The 26,213-nt window shown below is 64.9% G+C and carries 28 protein-coding genes; 20 read left to right on the forward strand and 8 right to left on the reverse strand.

Annotated elements, in window-relative coordinates; translation table 11 throughout:
* Positions 1–32: 32 nt before the first annotated feature.
* The gene (locus DY468_RS02520) at positions 33–1,682 is read left to right on the forward strand and encodes an acyl-CoA dehydrogenase family protein (protein ID WP_164602082.1); all 1,650 of its coding nucleotides are present in this window, start codon (positions 33–35) and stop codon (positions 1,680–1,682) included.
* 126 nt (positions 1,683–1,808) lie between these two features.
* Here the strand turns inward: DY468_RS02520 and DY468_RS02525 are convergent, their stop codons facing one another.
* Together DY468_RS02525 and ruvX are read right to left on the reverse strand one after the other, a co-directional pair.
* Positions 1,809–2,195 carry a YchJ family protein gene (locus DY468_RS02525; protein ID WP_164602083.1) on the reverse strand — a complete coding sequence of 129 codons (387 nt, stop codon included), beginning with the start codon at positions 2,193–2,195 and terminating at the stop codon, positions 1,809–1,811.
* Positions 2,196–2,215: 20 nt separating this feature from the next.
* On the reverse strand, positions 2,216–2,698 hold the full coding sequence (gene ruvX, locus DY468_RS02530) for a Holliday junction resolvase RuvX (protein WP_164602085.1): 483 nt from the start codon (positions 2,696–2,698) through the stop codon (positions 2,216–2,218).
* A gap of 157 nt (positions 2,699–2,855) precedes the next feature.
* On the opposite strand from ruvX, the gene DY468_RS02535 reads away from it, so the two are divergent.
* The 3 genes from DY468_RS02535 to DY468_RS02545 all read left to right on the forward strand — a co-directional run bounded on the left by DY468_RS02535 (position 2,856) and on the right by DY468_RS02545 (position 4,526).
* Positions 2,856–3,932 (forward strand): NAD(P)H-dependent flavin oxidoreductase, encoded by a 1,077-nt coding sequence (locus tag DY468_RS02535; protein WP_164602087.1) that lies wholly within the window; start codon positions 2,856–2,858, stop codon positions 3,930–3,932.
* A gap of 88 nt (positions 3,933–4,020) precedes the next feature.
* The gene (gene gatC / locus DY468_RS02540) at positions 4,021–4,308 is read left to right on the forward strand and encodes an Asp-tRNA(Asn)/Glu-tRNA(Gln) amidotransferase subunit GatC (RefSeq protein ID WP_164602089.1); all 288 of its coding nucleotides are present in this window, start codon (positions 4,021–4,023) and stop codon (positions 4,306–4,308) included.
* An 11-nt stretch (positions 4,309–4,319) separates the two neighbouring features.
* Complete coding sequence (locus DY468_RS02545) at positions 4,320–4,526, forward strand: hypothetical protein (RefSeq protein WP_164602091.1); 207 nt, start codon at positions 4,320–4,322, stop codon at positions 4,524–4,526.
* Positions 4,527–4,529: 3 nt separating this feature from the next.
* Here DY468_RS02545 and DY468_RS02550 read toward each other — a convergent pair whose 3' ends face one another.
* Both DY468_RS02550 and DY468_RS02555 read right to left on the reverse strand, forming a co-directional pair.
* Complete coding sequence (locus DY468_RS02550; RefSeq protein WP_011158654.1) at positions 4,530–4,814, reverse strand: BrnA antitoxin family protein; 285 nt, start codon at positions 4,812–4,814, stop codon at positions 4,530–4,532.
* Entirely contained in the window at positions 4,762–5,049 is a 288-nt protein-coding gene (locus tag DY468_RS02555) for a BrnT family toxin (RefSeq protein WP_164602093.1), read from the reverse strand. Before DY468_RS02555 ends, DY468_RS02550 begins: the two co-directional genes overlap by 53 nt.
* Positions 5,050–5,227: 178 nt before the next feature.
* Here DY468_RS02555 and gatA point away from each other — a divergent pair, with 178 nt between their 5' ends.
* Positions 5,228–6,706 carry an Asp-tRNA(Asn)/Glu-tRNA(Gln) amidotransferase subunit GatA gene (gene gatA / locus DY468_RS02560; RefSeq protein WP_164602095.1) on the forward strand — a complete coding sequence of 493 codons (1,479 nt, stop codon included), beginning with the start codon at positions 5,228–5,230 and terminating at the stop codon, positions 6,704–6,706.
* 76 nt (positions 6,707–6,782) lie between these two features.
* Entirely contained in the window at positions 6,783–7,883 is a 1,101-nt protein-coding gene (locus DY468_RS02565; RefSeq protein WP_164602097.1) for a sensor histidine kinase, read from the forward strand.
* Positions 7,884–7,903: 20 nt separating this feature from the next.
* Here the strand turns inward: DY468_RS02565 and DY468_RS02570 are convergent, their stop codons facing one another.
* The gene (locus tag DY468_RS02570; RefSeq protein ID WP_205511834.1) at positions 7,904–8,839 is read right to left on the reverse strand and encodes a GlxA family transcriptional regulator; all 936 of its coding nucleotides are present in this window, start codon (positions 8,837–8,839) and stop codon (positions 7,904–7,906) included.
* 101 nt (positions 8,840–8,940) lie between these two features.
* Between DY468_RS02570 and DY468_RS02575 the strand changes: the two genes are divergently transcribed.
* The 6 genes from DY468_RS02575 (at position 8,941) to DY468_RS02600 (ending at position 12,873) form a co-directional block, all read left to right on the forward strand.
* On the forward strand, positions 8,941–9,444 hold the full coding sequence (locus tag DY468_RS02575; RefSeq protein ID WP_164602099.1) for a cysteine hydrolase family protein: 504 nt from the start codon (positions 8,941–8,943) through the stop codon (positions 9,442–9,444).
* A gap of 68 nt (positions 9,445–9,512) precedes the next feature.
* Complete coding sequence (locus DY468_RS02580; protein ID WP_164602101.1) at positions 9,513–9,758, forward strand: PIN domain-containing protein; 246 nt, start codon at positions 9,513–9,515, stop codon at positions 9,756–9,758.
* A gap of 27 nt (positions 9,759–9,785) precedes the next feature.
* Positions 9,786–11,270 carry an Asp-tRNA(Asn)/Glu-tRNA(Gln) amidotransferase subunit GatB gene (gatB, locus tag DY468_RS02585; RefSeq protein WP_164602103.1) on the forward strand — a complete coding sequence of 495 codons (1,485 nt, stop codon included), beginning with the start codon at positions 9,786–9,788 and terminating at the stop codon, positions 11,268–11,270.
* A gap of 524 nt (positions 11,271–11,794) precedes the next feature.
* A complete protein-coding gene (locus DY468_RS02590) occupies positions 11,795–11,932 on the forward strand; it encodes a hypothetical protein (protein WP_013502043.1) in 138 nt (45 codons plus the stop codon).
* Between the two features lie 256 nt (positions 11,933–12,188).
* Positions 12,189–12,485, forward strand: a complete 297-nt coding sequence (locus DY468_RS02595; protein ID WP_164602105.1) for a hypothetical protein — start codon at positions 12,189–12,191, stop codon at positions 12,483–12,485.
* A gap of 121 nt (positions 12,486–12,606) precedes the next feature.
* The gene (locus DY468_RS02600; RefSeq protein WP_164602107.1) at positions 12,607–12,873 is read left to right on the forward strand and encodes an SEL1-like repeat protein; all 267 of its coding nucleotides are present in this window, start codon (positions 12,607–12,609) and stop codon (positions 12,871–12,873) included.
* Positions 12,874–12,914: 41 nt separating this feature from the next.
* Here the strand turns inward: DY468_RS02600 and DY468_RS02605 are convergent, their stop codons facing one another.
* Positions 12,915–13,868: a Bug family tripartite tricarboxylate transporter substrate binding protein gene (locus DY468_RS02605; protein ID WP_246700859.1), complete on the reverse strand. Its 954-nt coding sequence runs from the start codon at positions 13,866–13,868 to the stop codon at positions 12,915–12,917.
* Between the two features lie 188 nt (positions 13,869–14,056).
* Between DY468_RS02605 and DY468_RS02610 the strand changes: the two genes are divergently transcribed.
* From DY468_RS02610 to DY468_RS02635, 6 genes are all read left to right on the forward strand, one after another.
* Positions 14,057–14,641 (forward strand): NnrU family protein, encoded by a 585-nt coding sequence (locus DY468_RS02610; RefSeq protein ID WP_164602111.1) that lies wholly within the window; start codon positions 14,057–14,059, stop codon positions 14,639–14,641.
* Between the two features lie 2 nt (positions 14,642–14,643).
* Positions 14,644–15,468 (forward strand): 3-methyl-2-oxobutanoate hydroxymethyltransferase, encoded by an 825-nt coding sequence (panB, locus tag DY468_RS02615; protein ID WP_164602113.1) that lies wholly within the window; start codon positions 14,644–14,646, stop codon positions 15,466–15,468.
* 165 nt (positions 15,469–15,633) lie between these two features.
* Positions 15,634–16,290 carry a tetratricopeptide repeat protein gene (locus tag DY468_RS02620; RefSeq protein ID WP_164602115.1) on the forward strand — a complete coding sequence of 219 codons (657 nt, stop codon included), beginning with the start codon at positions 15,634–15,636 and terminating at the stop codon, positions 16,288–16,290.
* A 46-nt stretch (positions 16,291–16,336) separates the two neighbouring features.
* Positions 16,337–16,888, forward strand: a complete 552-nt coding sequence (locus tag DY468_RS02625) for a hypothetical protein (RefSeq protein ID WP_164602117.1) — start codon at positions 16,337–16,339, stop codon at positions 16,886–16,888.
* 72 nt (positions 16,889–16,960) lie between these two features.
* Positions 16,961–18,337, forward strand: coding sequence for a ribosome biogenesis GTPase Der (gene der / locus DY468_RS02630; RefSeq protein ID WP_164602119.1), 1,377 nt, complete (start codon positions 16,961–16,963; stop codon positions 18,335–18,337).
* Positions 18,334–19,602, forward strand: a complete 1,269-nt coding sequence (locus tag DY468_RS02635) for a TCR/Tet family MFS transporter (protein WP_164602121.1) — start codon at positions 18,334–18,336, stop codon at positions 19,600–19,602. The genes der and DY468_RS02635 overlap by 4 nt, the downstream gene beginning before the upstream one ends.
* A gap of 43 nt (positions 19,603–19,645) precedes the next feature.
* On the opposite strand, the gene DY468_RS02640 is transcribed toward DY468_RS02635, so the two are convergent.
* Positions 19,646–24,031 carry an IPT/TIG domain-containing protein gene (locus tag DY468_RS02640; protein ID WP_246700860.1) on the reverse strand — a complete coding sequence of 1,462 codons (4,386 nt, stop codon included), beginning with the start codon at positions 24,029–24,031 and terminating at the stop codon, positions 19,646–19,648.
* Positions 24,032–24,372: 341 nt separating this feature from the next.
* Between DY468_RS02640 and DY468_RS02645 the strand changes: the two genes are divergently transcribed.
* Complete coding sequence (locus tag DY468_RS02645) at positions 24,373–25,059, forward strand: phage tail protein (RefSeq protein ID WP_246700861.1); 687 nt, start codon at positions 24,373–24,375, stop codon at positions 25,057–25,059.
* Positions 25,060–25,124: 65 nt separating this feature from the next.
* Here the strand turns inward: DY468_RS02645 and DY468_RS02650 are convergent, their stop codons facing one another.
* The gene (locus DY468_RS02650; protein ID WP_164602123.1) at positions 25,125–25,412 is read right to left on the reverse strand and encodes a DUF6916 family protein; all 288 of its coding nucleotides are present in this window, start codon (positions 25,410–25,412) and stop codon (positions 25,125–25,127) included.
* Positions 25,413–25,598: 186 nt separating this feature from the next.
* On the opposite strand from DY468_RS02650, the gene DY468_RS02655 reads away from it, so the two are divergent.
* Positions 25,599–26,189: a GNAT family N-acetyltransferase gene (locus DY468_RS02655; RefSeq protein ID WP_164602125.1), complete on the forward strand. Its 591-nt coding sequence runs from the start codon at positions 25,599–25,601 to the stop codon at positions 26,187–26,189.
* Positions 26,190–26,213: the final 24 nt, after the last annotated feature.

Below are 26,213 nucleotides of genomic sequence, written 5' to 3' on the forward strand. Positions count from 1 at the left end.
TGCGCGCGAATCCGCACCGCTCCAGGACCGACATGACGCAGCCTTCCTTCGCCACCCACGAGGTGTTCAACCAGTCGCCGCCGCTTCCGGACCTCGACCTGTTCGGCGCCGACCGGCCGTTGCTCGAGGCGGTCACCTTCAATCAGGGTGCCAATGCGCATGTCGAACTCGAAGCCTTCGGCAAGGCCTGGGGCACCACCGAGATGGCCGAACGCGGCCGTCTCGCCAACGAATACACCCCGAAGCTGAAAACCTTCGACGCCAAGGGCGTGCGCCGCGATCAGGTCGAATTCCATCCGTCGTATCACGAGCTGATGGCGGAGAGCTTCAAGGCCGGCCTGCACAACTCCACCTGGGACGCACACGGCAAGCCCGCCGGCAATGCCTCGGAAGTGGTTCGCGCGGCGAAGTTCTACATGGCCGCTCAGGTCGAGACCGGTCACCTCTGTCCGGTGACGATGACACGCGCGTCGGTCGCCGCGCTCGGCTCGCAGCCCGACCTGCTGGCGCAGGTGATGCCGGTGCTCGGCACGCGCCAGTACGATCCGAGCTTCGCGCCACGGACCGCCAAACGCGGCATGAGCATCGGCATGGGGATGACCGAGAAGCAGGGCGGCACCGATGTCCGCACCAACACCACACGCGCGATCCGCGATGGTGACGCGTACCGCATCGTCGGCCACAAATGGTTCATGTCGGCGCCGATGTGCGACGCCTTCCTGGTGCTGGCGCAGGCCGACGAGGGACTGAGCTGCTTTTTCATGCCCCGCTTTCAGCCGGATGGATCGATCAACGAGATCCGGTTCCAGCGGCTGAAGGACAAGCTCGGCAACCGCTCCAATGCGTCGTCGGAGGTCGAGTTCACCGGCGCCTATGCGCTGCCGGTCGGCGAGCCCGGCCGTGGTATCCGCACCATCATTCAGATGGTGCAGCTCACCCGGCAGGACTGCGCGATTGCCTCTGCCGGCCTGATGCGCTCGTCGCTGGCGCATGCGGTACACCACACCCGGCACCGCACCGTGTTCGACAAGCGGCTCGCCGACCATTCGCTGATGGTGTCGGTGCTCGCCGACATGGCGCTGCAGGTCGAGGCTTCGGTCGCGCTGGTGATGCGGCTGTGCCGCGCCTTCGACGAGGCGCCGAACGATCCGTTCGAAGCCGCCTATATGCGGCTGCTGACGCCGGCGGTGAAGTACTGGATCTGCAAGTCGGCGCCACCATTCGTGTACGAAGCGATGGAATGCCTCGGCGGAAACGGCTACGTCGAGGAGGGCATCCTGACGCGGCATTATCGTGAGGCGCCGGTCAATGCGATCTGGGAAGGCTCCGGCAACGTAATGTGCCTGGACGTGTTGCGCGCGATCTCGCGGGAGAGCGACGCCGGCACTGAAGTGCTGCAAGCGTTGATTCAGGATACCTCGGCGCTCACCGGCGGGCCGACGGCGGCCGGCCTGATCGCGCGGGCACTTCTGCAGGTCGATAACGAGCGCACCGCGCGGCTGGCCGTCGAGATGTTGGCCAAGCTCGCCGCCGCAGCAGCCCTCAACGAAATCCACCCGCCGCATGCCGAGATGTTCGCGCGCACCCGGCTGGCGCCCGAGCCGGCGACGCTGTACGGCGCCGCCGATATTCCCACCGATGTTGCCAAGGGACTGCTGGGGCGCGTGCTGCCGGAGATGTGAGGCGGCGGGTGCTTTTGCGGAAGCGATAACTCCGTAATTGCGAGCGAAGCAATCCAGAGGCTCAGTGCCTTGCGTTTTTGGATCGCTTCGTCGCTTCGCTCCTCGCGATGACGGGAGCGCAAGTGATCAGTCGACCGCTTCGCCTTCCGAGAAGTACCAGCGGCCACGGGTTTTGCGGAATTGCGAGCGCTCGTGATGGCTCTGCTCGGGGCCGCTGCCGCGGCGGAAGCGGGCGATGAACTCGACGGTGCCGCGGCTGCCTTTCTCGCTACTGCCGAGCACCCGTAGTTCGAGAAAGTCGGACTCCTCCATCCAGGCGCGGTTGACGTCGTGATCGAACAGATCGCGCCGCTCCGGATCGGTGGTCTCGACGATGTAGTCGAAGTCCTTCAGCGCGTAGGCCGCATAGCGCGACCGCATCAGCGCCTCGGGCGAAGCTGCAGGCCGGGTCCGGGCGAGCAGGGGGCCGCAGCAGTCATCGTAAGTCTTTCCCGAGCCGCACACGCAATTCATCGGATCGTTCCCGTCGCTGGTCACTCGGCGCGGCGCAGTGCCGCGAGCCGGTCGAGCGCGCCCTGCAGGATGAAGATCGCGGCGTGTTCGTCGATCACCTTGGCCCGTTTCGCCCGGCTGACGTCGTTGGCAATCAGCTCGCGCTCGACCGCGGCGGTCGACAGCCGCTCGTCCCAGAACCCGATCGGCAGTTCGGTGAGTTTTGCGAGGTTGCGGGCGAAGGCGCGGGTCGATTGGGCGCGCGGGCCCTCGCTGCCGTCCATGTTGAGCGGCAGGCCGAGCACGAACCCGCAGGCGGTGCGTTCGGCCGCGAGCGCCAGCAGGCGCGCAGCATCGGCGGTGAACGCCTTGCGGGCAATGGTCTCGACGCCGGTGGCGAGCTTGCGGTCCGGATCTGACGCGGCGACGCCGATCGTCTTGGTACCGAGGTCGAGCCCGAGCAGGGCACCGCGCGCCGGCCAATGTGCGGCGGCTTCGATCAGAGGGAGGATCAGGGCAGGCATGACGCCCGCATAGCACGCGCGGCCGACTTGCCAAAACATCCATTGGTCCGTCGTGCGGGGCGTGAGGCGCCATAGCCGAGCCACGAGGCGGTGTGTAAAAGGGGCTCGGCGGGCAACGAGGCTGCGCCGCTCCCCCTACAATCGCGAGAGCCTGATCATGTGGCCGGATCGCCGTCTCCTCGACCTGTTCGCTATCGAATGTCCGATTCTGCTCGCCCCGATGGCGGGCGCGATGGATGCGGAACTCGCCGTTGCCGCGGCGCGCGGCGGGGCGCTGGCCTCGCTGCCGTGCGCGATGCTGTCGCCGGACAAAGCGCGCGAGCAGGTCGGGATTTTTCGGCAACAGATCGCCGCGCCGATCAATCTGAACTTCTTCTGTCATCAGGCGGTGACGCCGGATGCGGCGCGCGAGCAAGTCTGGCGCAAGCGGCTGACGCCTTACTTCACCGAGCTTGGGCTCGACCCGGCGATGCCGGCGCCGGCGGCGAGCCGGGCGCCGTTCGATGCGGCAATGTGCGCGCTGGTCGAGGAGCTGAAGCCCGAGGTCGTCAGCTTCCATTTCGGTCTGCCTGAAGCCGCGCTACTCGACCGCGTCAAGGCGACCGGCGCCAAGGTGATCGCATCCGCCACGATCGTGCGCGAGGCGATCTGGCTGGAAGAGCATGGCGTCGACGCGGTGATCGTGCAGGGCGCCGAAGCCGGCGGCCACCGCGGCATGTTCATGACCGACGACATTGCGCAGCAGCCGGGATTGTTCGCGCTGCTGCCGCAGGTGGTCGATTCGGTGCGGGTGCCGGTGATCGCGGCGGGCGGCATCGCCGATGGCCGCGGCATCGCGGCGGCGTTCGCGCTCGGCGCCGCCGGCGTGCAGATCGGCACCGCGTATCTGCGCTGCCGCGAAGCTCGGACCAGTGCCCTGGTGCGGGCGCAGCTCGCGCAGGGCACCGACGAAGCAACCGTGATCACCAATGTGATGACCGGCCGGCCGGCGCGCGGCGTCGGCAATCGTCTGATGCGCGAGGTCGGACCGGTGTCGCCGGACGCGCCGGCATTCCCGCATGCGGCCTCGGCCCTGGGGCCGCTGAAGTCGGCCGCTGAACAGCACGGCAAGACCGACTTCACCAATCTGTGGGCCGGGCAGGCGGTCCGGCTCGGCCGCGACATGCCGGCAGCCGAACTCACCCGGGCGTTGGCCGGCGCAGCGCTGGCGCGGCTCAGCCAGCTCGCGGGCTGAACCGGCGGGCCCGCGCACCGAGGTTGCGACGAGAAACCGGGCTCTGCTATACGGCGCAGGTCGATATCTCGAAGAAGGGCCCCATATTATGTCGGTCGATGCCGCCACCGTTCGCCGCATCGCGCATCTGGCGCGGATCGCCGTGACCGACGATGAAGTGCCGCATCTGCAGGGTGAGCTCAACGCGATGTTGGCCTTCGTCGAGCAGCTTTCGGAAGTGAACGTCGAGGGCGTCGAGCCGATGACCTCGGTGACGCCGATGCAGATGAAGAAGCGCGCCGACGTTGTCACTGATGGCGATATCGCCGATCAGGTGGTGGCCAATGCCCCGGCGACCGAGGAGCACTTCTTCCTGGTGCCGAAGGTGGTCGAATAAAGGACGCGCCGATGTGCCTGCTGTGCGACGACGAGAAGGCCTATCAGGCCTACATGGATTACCTCGACGCGATGGGGCGGCAGGGCAAGGTCGTCGACGCCGATAAGGCGATGGATGCGGTGCTCGACCAGTTGCAGGCCGCCGACAAGGCCAAGCGCGACGCGCCCGAGAACGACAAGACGCTGTCGCCGTTCTTCTGCAGCCCGGTCAATAAGTAGAGATCAGGCCTTCTTCAGCTTCCGCACCCGGCGCAGGTCGGCGTTGATCTGCGACTGCCAGCCACGGCCCAAAGCGCGATAGGCATCCAGGACATCGGCATCCAGCCGCAGCGTCACGGAGCTTTTCGGTTGTGTCCCGAGCGGTGGACGTCCGCGGCGGACGATCTTGCCGTCGACGCGGATCTCACCTGTCCGGAAAAACTCGTCGAGCAGTTCCGGGGCATCGTCTGGATCGTCAGTCAGAGGTTCGCCGAAAGAGCGCGGCCCAGCGGACTTCTTCCTTGGCATGACAGTACCTCATTGAAATCACGTGACGACCGCCGTTGCGAGGCGTCCAGACAATCACGACCATGCGTGAACCAACATATCCGGCCGTGATGTAACGGCTCTCACCGTAGTCAAATCGGTCGTCGAGCTTCGTCACGATGCGTCCGGCAAACGCCGTTGCAGCATCCGCGGCAAAATCGAGACCGCGATGCCGCCGGGTCCAATCCCGCTTTGCCGGATCAAACGTGATTGCCATTGAATTATGTAACTACAATAATCTTGCCGTCAATGGTCGGACTGTAACCGACGGGCAAATCGGTGCAATCGCTTCATTTCCCGCAGGCGCTGTGCTAGCCAGCGCTGAGCAGAGCCGCACGATCCGCGGCGCCCGTGACCGGCCTGTCGCCGGCTTCTATTCTGGCGTGCCCTGAACCATGACCGACCTGACTTCGCTGACGCTGGCCGAGGCCCGCGATGGCCTCGCAAACAAGTCCTTCACCGCGGTCGAACTGACCGACGCCCACCTCGCCGCGATCGAAGCGGCGCGCGTGCTCAACGCCTATGTGGTCGAGACGCCGGACGAGGCGCGGCGCATGGCGCAGGCCGCTGATGCGCAGATCGCCAAAGGCGAGGGCGGTCCGCTCGCCGGCATTCCGCTTGGGATCAAGGATCTGTTCGCCACCCAGGGCACGCGAACTACGGCGTGCTCCAAAATCCTCGGCGACTTCAAGCCGACCTACGAGTCGACCGTCACGTCGCAGCTCTGGCGCGACGGCGCGGTGCTGCTCGGCAAGCTCAACAACGACGAATTTGCGATGGGCTCGTCGAACGAGACCTCGTGCTTCGGTCCTGTCGTCAATCCGTGGCGCCGTGCTGGCTCCGACGCCAAACTGGTGCCGGGCGGCTCGTCCGGTGGTTCGGCCGCCGCGGTAGCGGCAAGCCTGTGCCTCGGCGCCACCGCGACCGACACCGGCGGCTCGATCCGGCAGCCGGCCGCGTTCACCGGCACGGTCGGCATCAAGCCGACCTACGGCCGCTGCTCGCGCTGGGGCATCGTGGCGTTCGCGTCCTCGCTGGATCAGGCCGGTCCGATCGCGCGCACTGTGCGCGACTCCGCGATCCTGCTGCGCTCGATGGCTGGCCATGATCCGAAGGACGCCACCTCGGTCGATCGGCCGGTGCCCAATTACGAGGCCGCGATCGGCGGCTCGGTGAAGGGAATGAAGATCGGTATTCCGAAGGAGTACCGGCTCGAAGGTATGCCGGCCGAAATAGAGAAGCTGTGGAACCAGGGCGCCGAGTGGCTGAAGGCGGGGGGTGCCGAGCTGGTCGAAGTGTCGCTGCCGCACACCAAATACGCGTTGCCGGCCTATTACATCGTGGCGCCGGCCGAAGCCTCGTCCAACCTCGCGCGCTACGACGGCGTCCGCTACGGCACGCGCGTCAACGGCCGCAACGTCGTTGAGATGTACGAAAATACCCGTGCCGCTGGCTTCGGCGCCGAGGTCAAGCGCCGGATCATGATCGGCACCTATGTGCTGTCGGCGGGCTATTACGACGCCTATTATCTCCGCGCCCAAAAAGTCCGCACGCTGATCAAGCGAGACTTCGAGCAATGCTTCGATCAGGGCGTCTCGGCGATCCTGACCCCGGCGACGCCGTCTGCGGCGTTCGGCATTGGCGAGAAGGGCGGCGCCGATCCGGTCGAGATGTATCTGAACGACATCTTCACCGTGACGGTGAACATGGCCGGCCTGCCGGGGATCGCGGTTCCCGCGGGCCGCGACTCGCAAGGATTGCCGCTCGGGCTGCAACTGATCGGCCGGCCGTTCGACGAGGAGACATTGTTCTCGGTCGGCGAGGTGATCGAGCAGTCGGCTGGTCGGTTTGTGCCGCAGAAGTGGTGGGCCTGAGCGTCTGCGCGCGAGGCGGTTTTGCGTTGCGTTTCTTCCGCGCTGCGGTCATTCTTCGGCGGGGCAGGATGGTTGAATGAGCGCTGACGAAGGGGTGCCGTCTCCGCAAGGCGTAGACGGAATTTTGGGTTCGTCGGAGATCGCCGTCGCGATCGAAAACGACCGCTATAAGCACCTGCTCGACAATGTCCCTGTCGCGGTTGCAGTGTCGCGTGGCAGTCTCGACGAGCAGCGTATCGCCTACATCAACAAGGCCTTCGAGGCGCTCCTGGAATTGGCCGCTGCCGATGTCGAGGGACAGGGCTGGACCTGCCTCGACATGCTGGTCAGCGAAGACGATCCTGCCAAGACGCTCGGCTCCGCGATCCGGGTCGGCGAAGATTTTCTCGGCGTGTTCCGCCCACTTGCTCCATCCGATCGTGTCCTGATCGTGCAGGCCTATGCGTCGGTGATCGAGAGCGAGGACGGTTTGGAGAGCTTTCGGATCGCCGCGTTGGTCGACGTCGGCGGCCGCGAGCGCGCGCAGATCGAGCGGTTCGAAACCCAGATCCGCGAACGCGATACGCTGATGCGCGAGCTGCAGCACCGGGTAAAGAACAATCTCCAACTCGTGACCGCGTTGGTGCGGCTCGAGGCACGCTCGGCTGCCGAAGGCGAAACTGTTGCGTTGGCGCGGCTCGCCAGCCGGATCGACGCGCTCACCGCGCTGTATCGCATCCTGTCTGCGGAGAACGCCGGCGGCAACGATATCGATCTCGGGCAATACTTGTCTGACGTCACTACTGCGGTGATGCAGGCTCACGGCCGCGACGAGGTCGCCTACGAGGTCAGCACTGCTTATTGTCCGCTGTCGGTGAACATCGCGATGCCGGCCGGTTTGCTGGTCAACGAGATGCTGACCAATGCTCTGAAATACGCCTTCGTTGGCCGCAGTGGCGGCCGCATCAAGGTGATCTGCAGCGTCGTTGCCGGCCGTGTCTCGGTGGTGGTGTCGGACGACGGCGTCGGGCTGCCGGAAGGGCAGGAGTGGCCATCGCCACGTAAGCTCGGCGCGCTGATCCTACAGACGCTGAAAGAGAATGCCCGCAACGTCGCGTTCGACGCCAAGTCGATCCGCGGGCAGGGCACTTGGTTCACGCTCACCTTCGACGCCGTAACGACATCAGTGCCGCATTAGCGGCGTCAGTCGAGAGCGCGTTAGTCGAGGCGTTGCCGTGCCAGCCATTGCCGCGGCGTAATGCCGAGTTCGGTGCGGAACGCCGTGCGTAGCGCGGCGGCATCCGGAAAGCCGCAGCGCGCGGCGATGTCTTCCAGCCCGCGCGCGCCGCCTGCCAGAAGGTCTTGCGCTCGCGCCAGGCGGACGCGGCGCAGCCAGTCGCCGAGATTGCTTCCAGTGCGTGCACGGATGTGGCGGGTGAGGCTGCGGCGGCTCATGCCGGCGCGCAGCGCCAGTTCATCGAGCGATGGCGCGGACGCCGGATCCGCACGAAGCCTCTCCAGAATATCGGTGACCCTGCGATCGGCAGACGAGCCGATCGCAGGGCGTTCGATCAGTTGCGGCTGCTCTCCCGCACGCTGCGGCGCCACCACGAGATGCCGGGCGATGCGGTTAGCTTCGGCTATGCCGGAGATCCGGGCCAGCAGGTGCAGGCAACAATCGAGACCGGACGCGACACCTGCCGAAGTCAGGATGTGCCCCTCGTCGACGAACAGAGCGCCTGGATCGACGGCGACTTGCGGGTAGCGTTTCGCGAAAATCTCGACGCAGGCCCAGTGCGTGGTTGCGCGGCGCCCATCGAGCAGACCTGCCTCGGCAAGGCCGAATGCGCCGAGGCACAGTCCGACCACGATCGCACCGCGCGCCTCGGCGGCGCGGAGTTCAGAGGTGATTGCCGGGGGCACCGGCTCCTCCGCAGCACGCCAGCCCGGCAGGATGACGGCGTCGGCGTCCCGTGCGGCTGCGAGCGGCTGGGGGGCTTCGATCGTCAGGCCGCCGGTCGCTGAGAAACGCGGCTGTTCCGCACAGACATCGACCCGATGGCCGCCGGCGAGAAACGGCTCGCCGAACACCGCAAGCGGCGTTGACAGCATGAATGGGCTGATCCGGTCGTAGGCGAGAATGGCGATCCGCATTGGCCCAATTTAGCCGAAGAATGTCTATCGGGCCACTGATCCGAGGCGATGCCATTGCCTAGACCAACGGGACGTCTTCGCAGCCAACCAGGGAGATACCGATGGCACGCGCACTTCTCGTGATCGACATTCAGAACGACTACTTCGCAGGCGGCGCGTTGCCGCTGTGGCAAGCCGAGGAGACCGAGGCGCGTCTCATCGCGGCAATCGGCAAGGCGCGGGCTGCCGGCAATCGCATCATTCTCGTGCAGCACGTCTCGACTGCGGCGGCCGGGCCGTTCGTGGCAGGTAGCGTCGGCGTTGCGATCCGTCCGGCGATTGTCGCGGCAGCCGGCGATGCGCCGGTCGTGACCAAACATGTCGCGGATGCCTTTCAGGATACCGACCTCGCGCAGCATCTGAACGGGATCGATCAGCTGCTGATCGCCGGCATGATGACGCAGAACTGCGTCGTCTTCACCGCGATGTCGCGAGCCACCGATGGTCTCACTGTCAAAGTCGTCAGTGACCTCTGCACCGCGCCTAGCGCGGTCGTGCATCAGGTCGCGCTGAACGCCTTGGCTTCGAAGACCGACGTCGCGACGGCCGCCGAGGTGTGGGCGTAGCACCCGATGGAGACGGCTGTGGCCAAACGGCTGCACCGTTATCTGCCTCCGAAACTGGATTTCCGCCGTTGCGCTCGTTACTGTGCGACGATCGCGACGGCGGAGGTGACAGGGGAATTTCTGGCCTACCTTTCGCCGCGCTGACCCCGGATGTGCTGGTGGCTTCATCGTTCCTGCCGAGCTTCCCGCATCGCGACCCGGCGGATCGGATCATCGCTGCGACCGCCCGCGAATACGGCTATCGGCTGATCACGCGCGATCGGTCGTTGTTGGCATATGCCCGGGAAGGGCATATTCAGGCGCTGTCTTGTTGAATCTGCGCCCGTCGAAAGGCTTCTCCCATGAACGCACCCGTCAAACCGTCCCAGCTCATCAAGGGCGCCACCGGCGATTGGGAAGTCGTGGTCGGGCTCGAAATCCACGCCCAGGTCTCCTCAAACGCCAAGCTGTTCTCGGGCGCAGCGACCCAGTTCGGCGGCGCGCCGAACACGCAGGTTTCGCTGGTCGACGCGGCGATGCCCGGCATGTTGCCGGTGATCAATGAGGAGTGCGTCCGGCAGGCGATCCGCACCGGGCTGGGTTTGAACGCCAAGATCAACTTGCGCTCGGTGTTCGACCGCAAGAACTATTTCTATCCGGACCTGCCGCAGGGCTACCAGATCAGCCAGTACCAGTCGCCGGTGGTCGGCGAGGGCGAAGTCGTGGTCGATCTGCCGGATGGCGGCTCGGTCACGGTTGGCATCGAGCGGCTGCACCTGGAACAGGATCCGGCCAAAATGCTGCACGACAAGTTGCCGTCGCAGTCCCTCATCGACCTGAACCGCTGCGGCATCGCCCTGATGGAGATCGTCTCCAAGCCGGACATCCGCGACGCCGAACAGGCCATGGCCTATGTCGCCAAGCTGCGCAGCATCATGCGCTTTCTCGGCACCTGCGACGGCGACATGGAAAAGGGCAGCCTGCGTGCCGACGTCAACGTCTCGGTGCGGCGCCCTGGGGAGCCGTTCGGCACCCGCTGCGAAATCAAGAACATCAATTCCATCCGTTTCATCGGCCAGGCGATCGAGTACGAGGCGCGCCGCCAGATCGGCATCCTCGAAGATGGTGGCAAGATCGACCAGGAGACGCGGCTGTTCGATGCAGACAAAGGCGAGACGCGCTCGATGCGGTCGAAGGAAGAGGCGCACGACTACCGCTACTTCCCCGATCCGGACCTGCTGCCGCTGGAGTTCTCGCAGGCCTATGTGGACGAGTTGAAGGCCGCGCTTCCCGAGTTGCCCGATGCCAAGAAGGCCCGGTTCATTGGTGATTTCGGGCTGTCGGCCGACGATGCCGGGGTGTTGGTGAGCGAGCGCGAGAGCGCCGAGTTCTACGAGGCGGTGCTGGCCGGGCTCACCGACAAGGCGCGCGACGGCAAGCTTGCCGCCAACTGGGTGATCAACGAGTTGTTCGGCCGGCTCAACAAGGACGGCCTGAGCATCAGCGCATCGCCGGTCTCCGCCGCACAGCTCGCTGCCATCGTCGATCTGATCGGCGAGGGCACCATCTCGGGCAAGATCGCGAAGGAACTGTTCGAGATCGTCTGGGTCGAAGGCGGTGATCCGCGCGTGCTCGTCGAGCAGCGCGGCTTGAAGCAGGTCACCGATCTCTCTGCGATCGAGAAAGTCGTCGACGAGATCGTCGCGAACAATCCCGACAAGGTCGCGCAGGTCGCCGCCAAGCCGGCGATGCTCGGCTGGTTCGTCGGACAGGTGATGAAATCATCGGGCGGCAAGGCCAATCCGCAGGCCGTCAACGACCTGCTCAAGCGCAAGCTCGGCCTCTGAGGCCGACCTCGCGGGGGCGTGCGCGAACTGCCGCGCCGCCGCCGCGTCCTGTCGCGACAGCGCTCGCGTTCGCGAATCAGCCGCATCCTCGCGTGCAGGAAACCCCTGTGCCGGAGCGATCGAGCGCTTCTGCACAGGCGCGCGCGCGAAAATTTTTTCATTGCCAAACATTACGACTCAGGCTCAGCGGCGGGCGTCGCCCGATCGACTCGGCGCTTCCCACGCTTTGACGAAGTAGTTAGTTGTCTCGATTTGTGAGTTTATGAAATCGCTGTGTCGCAGGCATTTCTTGCGATCTTGACAAATAGGGGCGCAGGTTTTTCGCGCATAACTTGGTTCGCGCGGTCGATCCCTCGGCGCTTCGTTCGCCTAGACCGCCTGTGCGCCAGGGACAACTCCCATCAACTCTTCCTTAAGCGGGACACTGTCTTTTTTAAAGCGTTGGTGTATTCGGGAATTAGTGCATCTCGATTCCCGAGTGCACGCAGCAGCAATCGAGCGATCTGACTTGATCGGAGGGCAACATGGCCAAGAAAGCAGTGAAGAAGGCGGCGACGAAGAAAGCGGCGCCGAAGAAGGCGAAGGCCGCGAAGAGCGCGGTGAAGAAGACCGCGAAGAAGACCACCAAGAAGGTCGCCAAGAAGGCCGCCAAGAAGAAGTAAGCTCGCTTTTGAGCGAGTGTCGGCAGGCGACTGCCGGCAGCGTCACAGGACTGGTTCCTCGCACCGCGACACGAACCAGGACCTAGTCGACGAGAGGGTGTCGGCGAGACATCAGGTCAGACGGCCGGATCCGACAGCCACAGGGGTAACCCGGCGGCAAACGGCCCGGTAGAAGAAACGGTTTTTCTTCGAACGGTGCGGACGCGAAGTCCGCAATGTCATGGGCGCTCAGCCGCGCATGAGATCTGAGCCTGACGTGTTCGCCGACGCCCTCGTTGTTTGGAAGGGCGCTCGCCCTTCGCCGGAACGGTCCGGCTTCCTTGTTCCATTTCCTCATCTTCCGAGTGGCGGTCAGACCGCAGCCATCGCAGCGGCGATGCTGTCCGTCGCGCCGGCTTTCCACCGCGGTTGCGGCGATGGTTATCGGTTCGCCAAGGCGGACGGTAAACCGTCTCTCTACGAATCCAAAAAACCATTTCAGCGCAACCACTTCTCGCACCGGCGTCGTTCGTCTCCGGCGGCACGTTCAGAAATCGTTCAGCGCAACGCTTAAACTGCTCTTCAAAGTTGATCGGTCATCATTGCCCCATAACACGCCGGGACACGGCGGCAGGGGACGACAGACAGAGGACAGGAGCCGCCCTCGGGTTCGGCTGCGGACACGGAGAACGAAGATGCTACAGGGACATCTGAATATCGAAAATGCGATGCCGATCGAGGCCGGGGAGAACCCCGATGCGCTGTTCGATCTCGGCCTGTTGTTCGCGTCGGGGCGTGGCTCACCGGTTGACCTGGTGGCGGCGCACAAATGGTTCAATCTCGCTGCGCTGAAGGGGCGGGCCGACGCGATCGCCTATCGCCGCGAGCTCGCCGAGCTGATGTCGGCGGACGAGATCGCGATCGCACAGCGCGAAGCCCGCGCCTGGATGTCGTCGCACTGATCCTGGCGTTTCGGTTGGGCGCGGCGACGACCGCGCCTGCGTCATCGGATCTCGATGCCGGCGGCCTTGATCACTTCGGCCCATGTTCGCTTTTCATCGGCAATCTTCTGGCGTAGCGCCTCGGGTGTCGATGGTTCGGCCAAGATCATCTGGGTCTTCAGCTTCGCGATCACTGCGGGATCGGCGAGAGCGTCGGTGAACTCTCGATTGATCTCGGCGACCAGCTCGGGCGAGGTTCCGCGCGGCGCGATCAGCGCATTCCAGGCGTCCGATTCCACCTCGATGCCGCTCTCCTTCAGCGTCGGGACGTCGGGCAGGAACGGCGAGCGCTGCGGCGTCGTCACGGCGAGGATCTTCAGCTTTCCCGCAGCAAGCTGCGGCGCGACCGAGATCGCCGGTAAGCACCCGGCCTGTACATCACCGCGGATCAGGGCGGTCACCGCGTTCGGCGAACCGGCGTAGGGGATGTGCACCATGCTGCCGCCCGCCTTCTGCGCGATCGCTTCCATGCAGAGCTGAGACAGCGAGCCAGCCCCGATCGAAGCGTAAGCCAGCCCTCGTGGGTCGGCCTTCACTTTCGCGACGAACTCGGCCACGCTCGCAGTCCCCAGGCTCGTCGGAACGACAAGTACGCTCGGCATCCGGGTCAGCATCGTCACCGGGGTGATGTCGTGCTCTGGATCATAGGGCAGCTTGGCGAACACCATCTTGTTGATCACCAGCGGGCCCGGGATCGAGATGCCGAGCGTTGCGCCGTCCGGAGTCGCCTTGGCGACGGTGTCGGTGCCGATATTGCCGGCCGCGCCCGGCTTGTTCTCGATCACGAAGCTGGTGGCGGGATGGCGCGCCTGCAGACGGTCGGCGAGCACGCGGCCGACGATGTCCGGTGTCGACCCTGCGCCGAACGGCACCACGATCCGCACCAACTTCGGCGGCCATGCAGCAGGCTGTGCTGCGCTGGCGCTGCTGATCGCAACGGCTGCGATACCGAACATCGCGAGTGTCGATGGCAGCGCCCGGCGGAGGAGGTGTCCAAGCATTTGCATCGGTCCCGTAAAGAATGATACCCGGATTTCGCCCGTGCGGCGCCGTGCTGCGGTCGGCCATCCGATGGCGCGGACCATAGGGGGAATTGGCAGGTGCGCAAATAGCCGCATGCACCGGCCGAGACAGGAGTGATGCGATGGGACTTGCGGTGATGATCATCGGCCTGGTGCTGTTCATCGGCACCCATGTCGTGACGACGCGGCGCGACCTGCGCAGCCGCCTGATCGGGATCGGCGGCGAGGCGGTCTATAAGATCGCCTATGCGGTGCTGGCTATCGGCGGCCTGCTTCTGATCGCCTACGGGTTCGGGTCCTATCGCGCTCATGGCTGGATCGACGTCTGGTATCCACCGCATTGGACACGGCATCTGACCGCGCTCTTGATGCTGCCGATGGCGATCCTGTTGGCGGCGGCCTATTCGCGCGGCCGCATCTATGCCGCGGTCAAGCACCCGATGATCACCGCGGTGAAGCTGTGGGCGGTCGGCCATTTGATCGCCAATGGCGATCTCGGCTCGATCATCCTGTTCGGCTCGCTGCTCGCATGGGCGGTGTACGACCGCATCTCGCTGAAGCGGCGCAGCGACGCAGGCGGCCCGCTGATCCCGGTCGGTGGCGTCAAGAACGACGTCATCGCCATTGTTGCCGGCGTGTTGCTGTATCTCGCGCTGGCCTTCGTGTTCCATCCCTACGTCATCGGCGTGTCCGTGTTCGGAGCCTAATCATGTCTGTTCAATCGACGATCCGGCGGAAGACTGCTCCGGACATCCGCGCGCGCAAGGGCGGCGACCCGATCGTGATGCTGACCTCGTATCACGCTCACACTGCCTCGCTGGTCGATCGCTATTGCGACGCCATTCTGGTCGGCGACTCGCTCGGCAACGTCATGCATGGCTTTGAGACCACGTTGCCGGTGACGCTCGACATGATGATCCTGCAGGGCCACGCGGTGATGCGCGGCTCCCAGCATGCGCTGGTCGTGGTCGATATGCCGTTCGGCTCCTATGAAGCTTCGAAAGAGCAGGCGTTTCATTCGGCCGCGCGCATCCTCAAGGAGACGCACTGCGGCGCCGTGAAGCTCGAGGGCGGCGTGCGGATGGCGGAGACCATCGCGTTCCTCACCGAGCGCGGCATTCCGGTGATGGGCCACATTGGCCTGACGCCGCAGTCGATCAACACGCTGGGCTCGTTCCGCGCGCAGGGCCGCGAGGAGGGAAGCTGGGCGCCGATCGAGGCCGACGCAAAGGCGGTCGCCGACGCCGGAGCGTTCTCGGTCGTGGTCGAAGCTGTCGCCGAGCCGCTCGGCCGCAAGATTACCGAGTCGATTGCGATCCCGACCATCGGCATCGGCGCCAGCGCGGCCTGCGATGGTCAGGTGTTGGTGCTCGAAGATATGCTCGGCTTGTCGCCGCGGGCGCCGAAATTCGTCAAGCGCTACGGCAATCTCGGGCCGGGAATCGAAGAGGCCATCAAGGGCTACGCCGAGGAGGTGCGGTCCCGTGCCTTCCCAGGGCCGGAGCATGTTTACGGGATGAAGTCGAAGGCGTGAGGCGGCAAGCCAAGGCGTGCGCACGGTTCAAGGTATCCCCTTGATCCGTCTCGCTTTGCCTTGCCAGCGCCATAACGCTAGGGTATCGCCCGCGCGACGGCGAGGGACGGGCGAGCTGCAGCAACCGCTGGGATGCTGTGCTGTCGGGACAGGAAAAATCTCCAAGTGTCTGAATTATTTAATGAAGTCGACGAAGAGCTGCGTCGCGAACGGCTCAGGAAGCTGTGGGACAAGTACTCGATCTTTATCGTCGGCGCGGCCGTCCTGATCGTCGTCGGGGTCGGCACCTGGCGCGGCTATGAATATTACGAGTCCAAAAAGGCGGCCGAAGCCGGCGCGGCCTTTGCTGCCGCTGCAGACCTTGCCGAGCAGAACAAGCATGCCGAGGCGGAAGCCGCGTTCGACAAGATCGCCGCGTCGGCTCCTGCGGGCTACCGCACCCTGGCGCGGCTGCGTGCAGCCGCGGAGATTGCCGCGCGCGATCCGCAAGCTGCGGGAAAGCGTTACGACGAGATCTCAGCAGACCGCAGCCTCGCTGCGCCGTTCCGCGATCTTGCCAGCATCCGGTCCGCGGGCCTGGTGCTGGAGACGGCAAGCTACAACGATCTGGTGCAGCGGCTCGAGCCGGTCGCATCGGGCGATGGCGCGTTCCGGCATACTGCACGCGAACTGCTGGCGCTGTCCGCGTGGCGGGCCAAGAACGTGACGGCGACCCGGCAGTGGATCGACAAGATCAATGCCGATGCCGAAACGCCGGGTAGTCTGCGCAGCCGGGCCGATGTGCTGCAAGCGCTGCTGCCGCCCACCGCCGCCAAAAGCTGACCTTGTTCGAGCGACCGCGACACTGAACTCTGTGAGAGATTGATCCATGCGCCTGTCGCACCGCCTGATTCCACTCGCCGTGCTGGTCGCGCTGTCCAGTGCCTTGGCCGGTTGCGGCAGCATGAGCAGCTTCGATCCGACCGACATGTTCGATTTCCTGGATCAGAAGAAGAAGCTCGCCGGCGAACGAAAGCCGGTGTTTCCGGAAGGCGTGCCGGGCCTCGAGCAGGGCGTGCCGAAGAGCCTGTACAAGGACGAGGTCGAGCAGCAGCAGCGCCAGCAGGCCGCCGCCGAAGCCGCTCCTGCGCCGGTCGAAGAAAAGCCGAAGCCTGCCGCTCGCTCCAAGAGCCGGCATAAATCAGCGGCGCGCCGCCCGGCCGCACCGGCGGCTGAGCCCGCCGCTGAGCCGGCCGCCGAGGAAGAGGGCGGCGCCGCCGCCGTGCCGCCGGCGCCGAAGCCGGCCAAACAGTCGCGCCGCCGCGTCACCGCCCCGCCGGCCGACGATCAGTCGTCCGCCCCGGCGTCGGCTCCGTCGCAATCCTCCGGAACGGCTCCTTCCTTCCCGGCGCCGTTGCCGAGCGGCAGTTTTCAGCGCTGATTGAGGCTTCGGCCTCGAAGGTCGGACCCGAGCGACATTGACAGGCCGCCGCTTCTCGGCGACGGATCAGCCATGTCTTTCATCCTCGCAATCATCGGCCGGCCTAATGTCGGTAAATCGACCCTGTTCAATCGCCTCGTCGGCCAAAAGCTGGCGCTGGTCGACGATGCGCCCGGCGTCACCCGTGACCGCCGTGAAGGCGAAGGCCGGCTCGGCGATCTCAACTTCACGCTGATCGACACTGCCGGTCTCGACGAGGGGCCGAAGGGCTCGCTCACAGCCCGAATGCAGGAGCAGACCGAAACGGCGATCGAACTGGCGGATGCGCTGCTGTTCGTGTTCGACGCCCGCGCCGGCCTGACCCCGAACGATCGCGCCTTCGCCGACTTCGCCCGCCGCGCCAACAAGCCGGTGGTGCTGGTCGCCAACAAGAGTGAGGGCAAGCACGGCGAGATCGGCGCGATGGAGTCGTATGCGCTCGGCCTTGGTGACCCGGTGCAGATCTCCGCCGAGCACGGCGAGGGCATGGGCGAGCTCTACGATGCGCTGCGCCCGTTGATGCCCGAGCCGGACGACGAGGAAGACGAGGAGCCGATCGACGACAGCGAGGAGGCGATCGCGACGCGGCCGATCCGGGTCGCCATCGTTGGCCGTCCCAATGCCGGCAAGTCGACCTTCATCAACCGCCTGCTCGGCGAAGAGCGCTTGCTGACCAGCCCGGAAGCAGGAACCACGCGGGACTCGATCGCCGTCGAGGTGGAATGGAAGGGACGCGACTTCCGCGTGTTCGATACCGCCGGGCTGCGGCGCCGGTCGCGCATCGAAGAGAAGCTGGAGAAACTTTCGGTTGCCGACGCGCTGCGCGCGGTGCGCTTCGCCGAAGTCGTGGTGCTGATGATGGATGCTCAGCACCGCTTCGAAGAGCAGGATCTGCGGATCGCCGACCTCGTCGAGCGCGAGGGGCGGGCGCTGGTGATCGCGGTCAATAAGTGGGATCTGATCGAGCGACAGGGCGGCCAGATCGCACAGCTTCGGGCCGACGCCGACCACTGGCTGCCGCAGATCAAGGGCGTGCCGATCGTCGCGACCTCCGGCATGCTGGGCGAGGGCGTCGACCGTCTGATGCAGGCGATCCAGGATGCCTATGCGGTCTGGAACAGGCGTGTGCCGACCGCGGCGCTGAACCGCTGGTTCGAGCAGGCGATTTCGCAGAACCCGCCGCCGGCGGTCTCGGGCCGCCGCCTGAAGCTGAACTACGTGACCCAGACCAAGGCGCGACCGCCGAGCTTCGTGGTGTTCTGTTCGCGTGCCGACGCAGTGCCTGAATCGTATCTGCGCTACCTGGTCAACAGCCTGCGCGGCGCGTTCGAACTGCCCGGCACGCCGGTCCGCATCACCCTGCGCGAGAAGGCGAACCCGTTCGCGCACAAGCGCAAGCGGAAGTCATGACCACCGCCGACGTTCCGAACCGGCCGCTGTCGGAGCCGCTCGCTCCCGGCCCGCGCCGCGCCGCCGTCGGCTTCATCTTCATCACCATCGCGCTCGACATGCTGAGTGTCGGCATGATCCTGCCGATCCTGCCGAAGCTGATCGAAAGCTTCTCCGACAACAACACCGCCGATGCCGCGCGGGTCTACGGCGCGTTCGGCACGGCTTGGGCTCTGATGCAGTTGTTCGCATCGCCGATCCTGGGCGGCCTGTCGGATCGGTTCGGGCGGCGACCGGTGATCCTGCTGTCGAACCTCGGCCTCGGCCTCGATTACATCCTGATGGCGCTGGCGCCGTCGCTGTGGTGGCTGTTCGTCGGCCGGGTGATCTCGGGCATCACCTCGGCGAGCATCTCGACCTCGTTCGCCTATATCGCCGACGTCACGCCTGCCGAGAAGCGGGCCGCTGTGTTCGGCATGGTCGGTGCGGCGTTCGGACTCGGCTTCACTTTCGGTCCTGCGATCGGCGGACTGCTCGGTGGTGTCGATCCGCGGTTGCCGTTCTGGGTGGCGGCAGGATTGAGCCTAGCTAACGCGCTCTATGGTCTGTTCGTCCTGCCGGAATCGTTGCCGCGCGACCGGCGCTCGCCGTTCCGCTGGAAGTCCGCCAATCCGATCGGGGCCGTGCGCCTGCTCGCCTCGAACGCGACGCTGGCGGCGTTGGCGGTGGTCGAATTCTGCGCCGAGCTGGCGCACGTCGCGTTGCCGGCGACGTTCGTTCTGTACACCGGCTACCGCTACGGTTGGGACCAAACCACGATTGGACTGGCGTTGGCCTTCGTCGGCGTCTGCACCACGATCGTGCAGGGTTTCCTGGTCGGCCCCGCGGTGAAGCGGCTGGGCGAGCGGCGCGCGCAAGTGCTCGGTTACGGCGGTGGTGCGCTTGGTTTTGCGATCTACGCGCTGGCGCCGAGCGGCTCGCTGTTTTGGATCGGCATTCCGGTGATGACGATGTGGGGCATTGCCGGGCCGGCCACTTCGGGCATGATGACGCGGTTGGTGTCGCCGGCGCAGCAGGGGCAGCTACAGGGCGCGACCACAAGCGTGAAGAGCGTCGCCGAGTTGATCGGACCATTCCTGTTCACGATGATCTTCGCTTATTTCATCGATGCCGGAGCGCCGTTGCATTTGCCGGGCGCGCCGTTCCTGCTCGCCGGCGCGCTGCTGATCGTGTCGGTGGTGATCGTGGTGTTGGCCGGAGACAAGGCCGAGCGACCTCAGCCATAGGCCATTTTTCCGCTCCGTTCGCATTTTGCCAGGGGGACTTTGCTCAGAACGGCACCGACGCCCGACCCCGGAATGTCCAGATCTGGACGGTGCCACCGAGACCTCCGAGTTCAGCGCCGACCGCGACTGACGCGCCGTTCCCAAGCCGTGCAGCGACGCCTCCGGACACGCGAGCAGACCACCCATCGAGCAGCGGCACCGAGGCCAGCGGCGTTCCGCCGGCCAGCGTGACCGTCTCGGCGTTGTCGCCGAGGAAATAGTAGTCAGCAAAGGCGCCCATGTAGGGCGCAAGCGTCAGCGACGCGCTGTAAAGCCAGGGGTAGCTCAGCTTGAGGCCTGCCGATGCTCTGCCGGTGAAGAATTCGCGCTGCGCCTGCTGTGTGCCGAGCGAATCCGCATAGGCGTTCTGGCGCTCCCACAGTGCGTAGATCTTCGCCGAGGGCTCGATCGCAATTCCGAACGCTTCGGTGCTGCCTGTGATGCCTCCGGACAACATCCAGCGCTGTCCATCGAAGCTGCCGAAGGCGGCACCGGCCGAGCCGTCGTAGCCGATCCCGGAATAGGCGCCGGCAATATCGAAGCGCAACCCCGCAGCGGATCGCCACGCAGCATATGAGCCGATCGTCCAGCCATCGCCTTTGAGCCTGCCGTTCAGTGCACCAGACTTGTAATCGAAGGTCTCGTAGCCACCGACGATGCCGATCAGAAAGTCGGGAGACGGCTTCCTGGTCAGTCCGATCAGGGCATTGACTTGATTGCCGGTCAAGACCGAGCCAGTATTGCTCGAATTCCATTGGCCGATCCCGGCACCTCTTACTTCGGCCCACATCAGCCAATCCCTCGGCTCGGTCGGCATTTTCGCGGGGGCCTTGGTGATACCGGGGGGGCCGACGCTACTGCCCATCGCGGCAAATGTGTCGTCGAAGCGCGATCGACCGCGTCCAAATCCTGCAGGAGCGCCGAATCCGATCGCCTGGCCGCCGGCCGCGTCGTCACGCACGCCAGCTCTCGGCCAGCGGCTCTCCGCGGCGATGTCGCGACTGCCGGCTCTGCTCTGCGAAAGGTCGTCGGTAAAGTTGAAGCGCAGACCCGTGCTGGACGGCGTGATCAGCTCTCCGCCATCGTTGAACCCTTCGGAAATCGCCGAATCGATCGCACTCGAAATGGCGGCACCGGAGGTCTGTGCGACCGTCTTGCTCGCGATGATCTGCATCGCGCGCAGCTTCAGACTGTCCTGGGGCGTATTGACGGCTTGCAGGAGTGGCGACGAGGTGCTGGCGCCGAAGCTGGCGTTGGCGGCGAACGCGGCGACGATGGTGTGGGTGCCGACCGTCAGGCTGCTGGTGGTGAACGTCGCGGTCCCACCGGACAACGCAACCGATCCGATCGCAACACCGCCATCGGTGAAAGTCACGGTGCCGCTCGGCGTTGCACCGCTCGCCGTCACTGTTGCGGTGAAGCTCACCGCCTGGTTCGCCTCGCTCGGATTTCGAGAGGAGGCGAGTGTGGTGGTGGTGGTGGATACGATGTAGCTGAAGAGGCCAGCTCCGGTACTGCTGCCGCTGGGCGTCGTCACGGTGACGTCCACTGCGCCCGCGCCATGCGTCGGCGTCGTTGCTGTGATCGTGGTGGCGCTGGTTACGCTGAACGCTGTGGCCGCCGCGCCGCCGAAGCTCACCGCCGTCGCGCCGGTTAGATTGCTGCCGGTGATTGTGACCGAGGTGCCGCCAGCGCTCGGGCCACTGGCCGGACTGATCGACGTCACGGTGGGACCCGAGACGTAGCTATAGAGACCCGTCCCGGTGCCGGTGCCGCCGGGCGTCGTGACCACGACGTCGACGCTGCCCGCCGCATGGGCCGGCGTGGTCGCTGTGATCGTGGTGGCATTCACGACCGTTACACCTGTCGCGGCGGCGCCACCGATCGTCACCGCCGTCGCGCCGGTGAAATTCGTGCCGCTGATGGTGACGGACATACCGCCACTGGTCGGGCCCACAGCGGGCGTAATCGCCGTCACCGTCACGGTCACCGTATAGGTGAAGCCGCCGGTCGACGTGGCGGATCCGCTCGCGGTGGTGACCACGACGTCGCGCGCGCCGGCCGTCCCCGCCGGCGTGGTGATCACGATCGAGGTTGCTGTATTGGTGCCGAGTGTCGCGGCGGCGCCGCCGATGGTCACCGACGTGACACCCGACAGGTTGGTGCCGGTGATGGTGACCGACGTGCCGCCGGTTGCCGGGCCTGAATTCGGCGTGATCGTACTGATTGTCGGAGACGTCACGTAGGTGAAGCCGCCGGTCGATGTCGCCGTGCCACCCGCGGTGGTCACGACCACGTCGCGGGCGCCGGCTGTTCCTGCCGGCGTCGTGATCACGATCGAGGTCGCAGTGTTGGTACCGAGCGTTGCGGCTGCGCCGCCGACCGTGACAGAGGTGACGCCTGCCAAATTTGTTCCGCTGATCGTGACCGATGTGCCGCCTCCAGTGGATCCGGAACTCGGCGAGATCGTGCTGATGGTCGGTGGCGCTGCGTAGGTGAAGCCGCCGGTTGATGTCGCAGAGCCGCCTGCGGTGGTCACGACCACGTCGCGGGCACCGGCTGTTCCGGCGGGCGTGGTAATCGCGATCGAGGTTGAGGTGTTGGTGCCCAGGGTCGCAGAGGCGCCGCCAACTGTCACGCTTGTGACGCCGGACAGATTGGTGCCGGTGATGGTCACTGAGGTTCCTCCCGCGGTCGGGCCGGAATTCGGTGTGATCGTGCTGATCGAGGGCGACAAGGTGTAGGTGAATCCGCCGGTCGATGTCGCCGAGCCACCGGCTGTCGTCACCACGACGTCCTGCGCGCCGGCACTGCCGGCTGGTGTCGTGATGGCGATCGAGGTGGAGGTGTTGGTGCCGAGCGTCGCCGACGCACCGCCGACCGTGACCGAGGTGACGCCGGACAGGTTGGTACCTGTGATGGTTACCGACGTACCACCGCCGGTCGAGCCCGAGTTTGGCGAGATCGAACTGATGGTAGGGGCTGCAACGTAGGTGAATCCGCCGGTCGATGTCGCCGAGCCACCCGAGGTGGTCACGACCACGTCGCGGGCGCCGGCTGTTCCGGCCGGCGTGGTGATCACGATCGAGGTTGAGGTATTGGTGCCGAGTGTCGCGGCGGCGCCGCCAACGGTCACCGACGTGACACCCGACAGGTTGGTGCCGGTGATGGTCACGGAGGTGCCGCCGGTGGCCGGGCCCGAGTTCGGCGTAATTGTGCTGATCGTCGGGGACGGCAGATAGGTGAAGCCGCCGACGGAGGTCGCCGAACCGCCAGCCGTCGTCACCACGACATCGCGGGCGCCGGCGGTGCCCGCCGGAGTCGTGATCACGATCGAGGTCGACGTATTGGTGCCGAGCGTTGCGGCTGCGCCGCCGACCGTGACACTGGTGACGCCGCTCAGGTTGGTGCCCGTGATCGTGACCGAGGTTCCGCCAGCAGCCGGGCCTGAATTCGGCGAGATCGAACTGATCGTCGGCGCTGCCACATAGGTGAATTGGTCACTGGAACTGGTCGGAGACGTGCCGATCGCGTTCGTGACGGTGACGTGCACGGTTCCGGCGCTGCCTGCGGGTGACGGCACGACGATCTGTGTCGCCGAGCTGCTGCTAAAGCTGCTGCTCGGCACGGACGTTCCGCCGAAGCTCACCGACGTGGCACCGGTAAAGTTCGTGCCGGTGATAGTCACCGACGTGCCGCCGCCGAGCGGACCCGAGGTCGGCGCCACGGAAGTGACGCTCGGCGTGCCTGCCGGAGTGCAGGTCGCCGAAAGCGAAACGCTGCCGGTAAAGCCCTGGAAATTCCCGTTGTAAGCCTCGGCGTAGAGGCCCGAAGTCGAGTCGATGTTGCTGACGTCGGTCGAGGTCAATTGATAGTGTTGATTTGTGACCGTCGACGTGAATCCTCCGCCCGTGTTGTTGTTGAAGCCGGTCGGAATTCCGAAGCTGAAGTCGGCAACGAAACCCGCCTGGATGGCGCCGGCAGTCGGATTAATCGTGACAGAATAGTTGATGATGTCGCCCGCGGCGAAGCCTGTGACGAAGGTATTTTTGAACCCATTTCCATCGTCGGGACTATCAGGCGACGAGAACGTGACGCTGTAGTTCAGCGCGCCGCCATTGACCGCGTCGCAGCCTGCCGATGCCGCCCAACTCAGCGTCGGTGTCGATGCCGCAACGATGCAGGCAAATGCCGCGACAGCTAGGTGGCGGCTCCTTCGCCGGATGAACGGTATTGTGGTGGCGGCGGTTGTTGCGGGAGCGCTGTCGCCAGTGCGGCGCCGATCATGCTTTGCTCTACCGAGGTGTGTACTTACCGGTTGAATCTTAGCCAACAATCGCAATTGCGAAGCAGAGAGACAGAGCGATGCTAAGCGCTGGGCGAAATGCATATTTTTGGCCGCTTTCGGAACTTATCGGAGCCTCTGAAAATAACAGCGGTCCAACCGCAGACGAGGCCCGACCTTAAAACGACTCGGACGTTCTCATTCGGTGGCGGTGGTATCAAGAAGAACAAATAATCAGCTAGATAAATTGCGGTCGTCGATGCAAGAATGTAACAGTTAGTAGCGCGTGTTCCGCATTCATCAATTGATGAATTGTCGTCAGCGGTGTCGGAATGCCGTTTGAAACATTCTTGTGAGTAATTGTTGAGTGAAGAGTGTGTTGGTGGGTCGTCGAATTTGCGGCGCACCGCATTGCGTCAGAGCCGTTATCTCTTTGGATAAACCAGATGCGGGTGTTCGCTTTTTCGCACCCGATCATTGATGTGGCGAGGATAGAGCAGATGGCTGAAGCGTATATCGGTCAAATCATGCAGGTCAGTTTCAATTTCGCGCCGGTCGATTGGGCCGTGGCGGCCGGGCAGATGTTTAACGTCAATCAAAACCAGGCCTTGTTCGCGTTGATCGGCGGAACTTTCGGTGGTGACGGGCGGACGACTTTTCAACTCCCGAACCTGCAGTCGCGTGTGATCATTGGCGCGGGGCAGGGGCCAGGTCTCAGTAACTATACCTGGGGTGAGCAAGCCGGGGTGGAACGGGTCTCGCTCACGAACGCCAATCTACCGGCGCATTCGCACACGGCAACGTTCATACCGAGCGGCGGCGGTGGCGGTACGCCGACGACCGTCCAGGCCTTGAGCGGCGTGGCTGCCGGTTCGCTGACGGGCACGCCGGCCGCCGGATCGCAACTGGCCAACACGGCTCCTGGCGGCGCCTCTCAGCCGAAAATCTACGCGCCGGCGGGGACCGCGGGCACGCCTGTCAATCTTGGCGGGGTGAGCGGCGGCGGTGGGATTACCGGCGGTACTGTGCAGATCGGGAATACCGGTGGTAATGTGCCGTTTGACATTCTGCCGCCCTACCTCGCACTGCGCAGCAATATCTGCTTGTCGGGAATTTATCCCACGCGCGGGTGAGACGCCCCATGAGCGGGCTCGCGTCGCAAGGTGACGCGAGCCCGCCGCCGCGGAGGCGTGGCTGCTCAGCTGAAAACAGCCTGATAATGGCGGCGGCCGTTATTTGGTTGCAACTGAGAGATCAGGATCGTGTAGGGGCCGCCCCGGCCGCAATCGAATTCATAGGCGCCATCGAGTAGGTACACATCATCCGGGGACTCGAAGAACAGGCTGAATGGCTCACGCTCGGCGCCGACGAATACCGGCTTGCGCTGCAGCCTGACCAGCGTGAGTTCCACTGGCTCGGGGATGGTCGCGACGCGAACGGCGCGCCCAATCCAAGGTTCGAAATCTTCCGGCTTCATCAGATACATCTGTTGCCTCGGTCGCGTTCAAAGTGATGTCGGTGGCTTGCAAATCACAGGTCATACAAGTGCATTCGTGTTTCGCAGGTTCTGCGGTTTCATCGAACGTCGAATGATTAGTGCATTGTAGCGATCTGGGGAGACGTCAATGATGCGCGTCAATCGGGTGGGCGATCGAAGAGGGCGGAAGCCTCTGTGAGTGGCATCGCTGCATATTTCCGGCTCGATGCGCAGGGGCTGAGGATCGCCCCGCAGGTGGCCGCTGACGATGCGTTCTGCCGTCGCCTTTCCGACGCGGTGTTGCGTGAGCAATTCGTGCAGATGGGGGTGCAAGGTCGATTGCTCGCCGTCCTGCTGGATCAGCAGTTTGAGGCGCAGCGGACCGGTTACCGGCAAAGTTTTCCCGAAGCAGAGTATTTCGTGGTTACGGAGCGAGGCGCCGCGGTCGGCCGCGTTGTGACCGTGCTCGAGGCCACCGACGCTGGGCCGCAAGATCGAGACGCTCCGTCCGGGAGGTCGCCAGAACGGTCGCGAACTTATGATGGGCTCCGGCTCGTCGATATTGCGCTGCTACCATCCGCTCAGGGGCGTGGCATTGGCCGCGAGGTGATCGGCGGCCTGGTGCGCGCTGCGGGAAAGATGGGGCTGCGGCGGCTGACGTTGTCGGTTCAGCCGTCCAACGATCGGGCCAGAAGGCTTTATCTTCGGTTGGGATTTGTCGAAACCGGAGGGGAGGCGTTGCGCGAGATGATGATGCCGTTGAGCGGATCGCGGCAGGTGGCCTGATCCCAGGCGCTGCACGAGCCGCTC

This window comes from Rhodopseudomonas sp. BR0M22 (assembly GCF_010907035.1).
Taxonomy (GTDB): Bacteria; Pseudomonadota; Alphaproteobacteria; order Rhizobiales; family Xanthobacteraceae; genus Rhodopseudomonas.

What these genes read in the sequence shown, in the direction of transcription:
- DY468_RS02520 (WP_164602082.1), top strand. Translation starts at nt 33, where the DNA reads ATGACGCAGCCTTCCTTCGCCACCCACGAGGTGTTCAACCAGTCGCCG.
- DY468_RS02525 (WP_164602083.1), bottom strand. Translation starts at nt 2,195, where the DNA reads ATGAATTGCGTGTGCGGCTCGGGAAAGACTTACGATGACTGCTGCGGC.
- ruvX (WP_164602085.1), bottom strand. Translation starts at nt 2,698, where the DNA reads ATGCCTGCCCTGATCCTCCCTCTGATCGAAGCCGCCGCACATTGGCCG.
- DY468_RS02535 (WP_164602087.1), top strand. Translation starts at nt 2,856, where the DNA reads ATGTGGCCGGATCGCCGTCTCCTCGACCTGTTCGCTATCGAATGTCCG.
- gatC (WP_164602089.1), top strand. Translation starts at nt 4,021, where the DNA reads ATGTCGGTCGATGCCGCCACCGTTCGCCGCATCGCGCATCTGGCGCGG.
- DY468_RS02545 (WP_164602091.1), top strand. Translation starts at nt 4,320, where the DNA reads ATGTGCCTGCTGTGCGACGACGAGAAGGCCTATCAGGCCTACATGGAT.
- DY468_RS02550 (WP_011158654.1), bottom strand. Translation starts at nt 4,814, where the DNA reads ATGCCAAGGAAGAAGTCCGCTGGGCCGCGCTCTTTCGGCGAACCTCTG.
- DY468_RS02555 (WP_164602093.1), bottom strand. Translation starts at nt 5,049, where the DNA reads ATGGCAATCACGTTTGATCCGGCAAAGCGGGATTGGACCCGGCGGCAT.
- gatA (WP_164602095.1), top strand. Translation starts at nt 5,228, where the DNA reads ATGACCGACCTGACTTCGCTGACGCTGGCCGAGGCCCGCGATGGCCTC.
- DY468_RS02565 (WP_164602097.1), top strand. Translation starts at nt 6,783, where the DNA reads ATGAGCGCTGACGAAGGGGTGCCGTCTCCGCAAGGCGTAGACGGAATT.
- DY468_RS02570 (WP_205511834.1), bottom strand. Translation starts at nt 8,839, where the DNA reads ATGCGGATCGCCATTCTCGCCTACGACCGGATCAGCCCATTCATGCTG.
- DY468_RS02575 (WP_164602099.1), top strand. Translation starts at nt 8,941, where the DNA reads ATGGCACGCGCACTTCTCGTGATCGACATTCAGAACGACTACTTCGCA.
- gatB (WP_164602103.1), top strand. Translation starts at nt 9,786, where the DNA reads ATGAACGCACCCGTCAAACCGTCCCAGCTCATCAAGGGCGCCACCGGC.
- DY468_RS02590 (WP_013502043.1), top strand. Translation starts at nt 11,795, where the DNA reads ATGGCCAAGAAAGCAGTGAAGAAGGCGGCGACGAAGAAAGCGGCGCCG.
- DY468_RS02600 (WP_164602107.1), top strand. Translation starts at nt 12,607, where the DNA reads ATGCTACAGGGACATCTGAATATCGAAAATGCGATGCCGATCGAGGCC.
- DY468_RS02605 (WP_246700859.1), bottom strand. Translation starts at nt 13,868, where the DNA reads ATGTTCGGTATCGCAGCCGTTGCGATCAGCAGCGCCAGCGCAGCACAG.
- DY468_RS02610 (WP_164602111.1), top strand. Translation starts at nt 14,057, where the DNA reads ATGGGACTTGCGGTGATGATCATCGGCCTGGTGCTGTTCATCGGCACC.
- panB (WP_164602113.1), top strand. Translation starts at nt 14,644, where the DNA reads ATGTCTGTTCAATCGACGATCCGGCGGAAGACTGCTCCGGACATCCGC.
- DY468_RS02625 (WP_164602117.1), top strand. Translation starts at nt 16,337, where the DNA reads ATGCGCCTGTCGCACCGCCTGATTCCACTCGCCGTGCTGGTCGCGCTG.
- der (WP_164602119.1), top strand. Translation starts at nt 16,961, where the DNA reads ATGTCTTTCATCCTCGCAATCATCGGCCGGCCTAATGTCGGTAAATCG.
- DY468_RS02635 (WP_164602121.1), top strand. Translation starts at nt 18,334, where the DNA reads ATGACCACCGCCGACGTTCCGAACCGGCCGCTGTCGGAGCCGCTCGCT.
- DY468_RS02640 (WP_246700860.1), bottom strand. Translation starts at nt 24,031, where the DNA reads ATGCATTTCGCCCAGCGCTTAGCATCGCTCTGTCTCTCTGCTTCGCAA.
- DY468_RS02645 (WP_246700861.1), top strand. Translation starts at nt 24,373, where the DNA reads ATGCGGGTGTTCGCTTTTTCGCACCCGATCATTGATGTGGCGAGGATA.
- DY468_RS02650 (WP_164602123.1), bottom strand. Translation starts at nt 25,412, where the DNA reads ATGTATCTGATGAAGCCGGAAGATTTCGAACCTTGGATTGGGCGCGCC.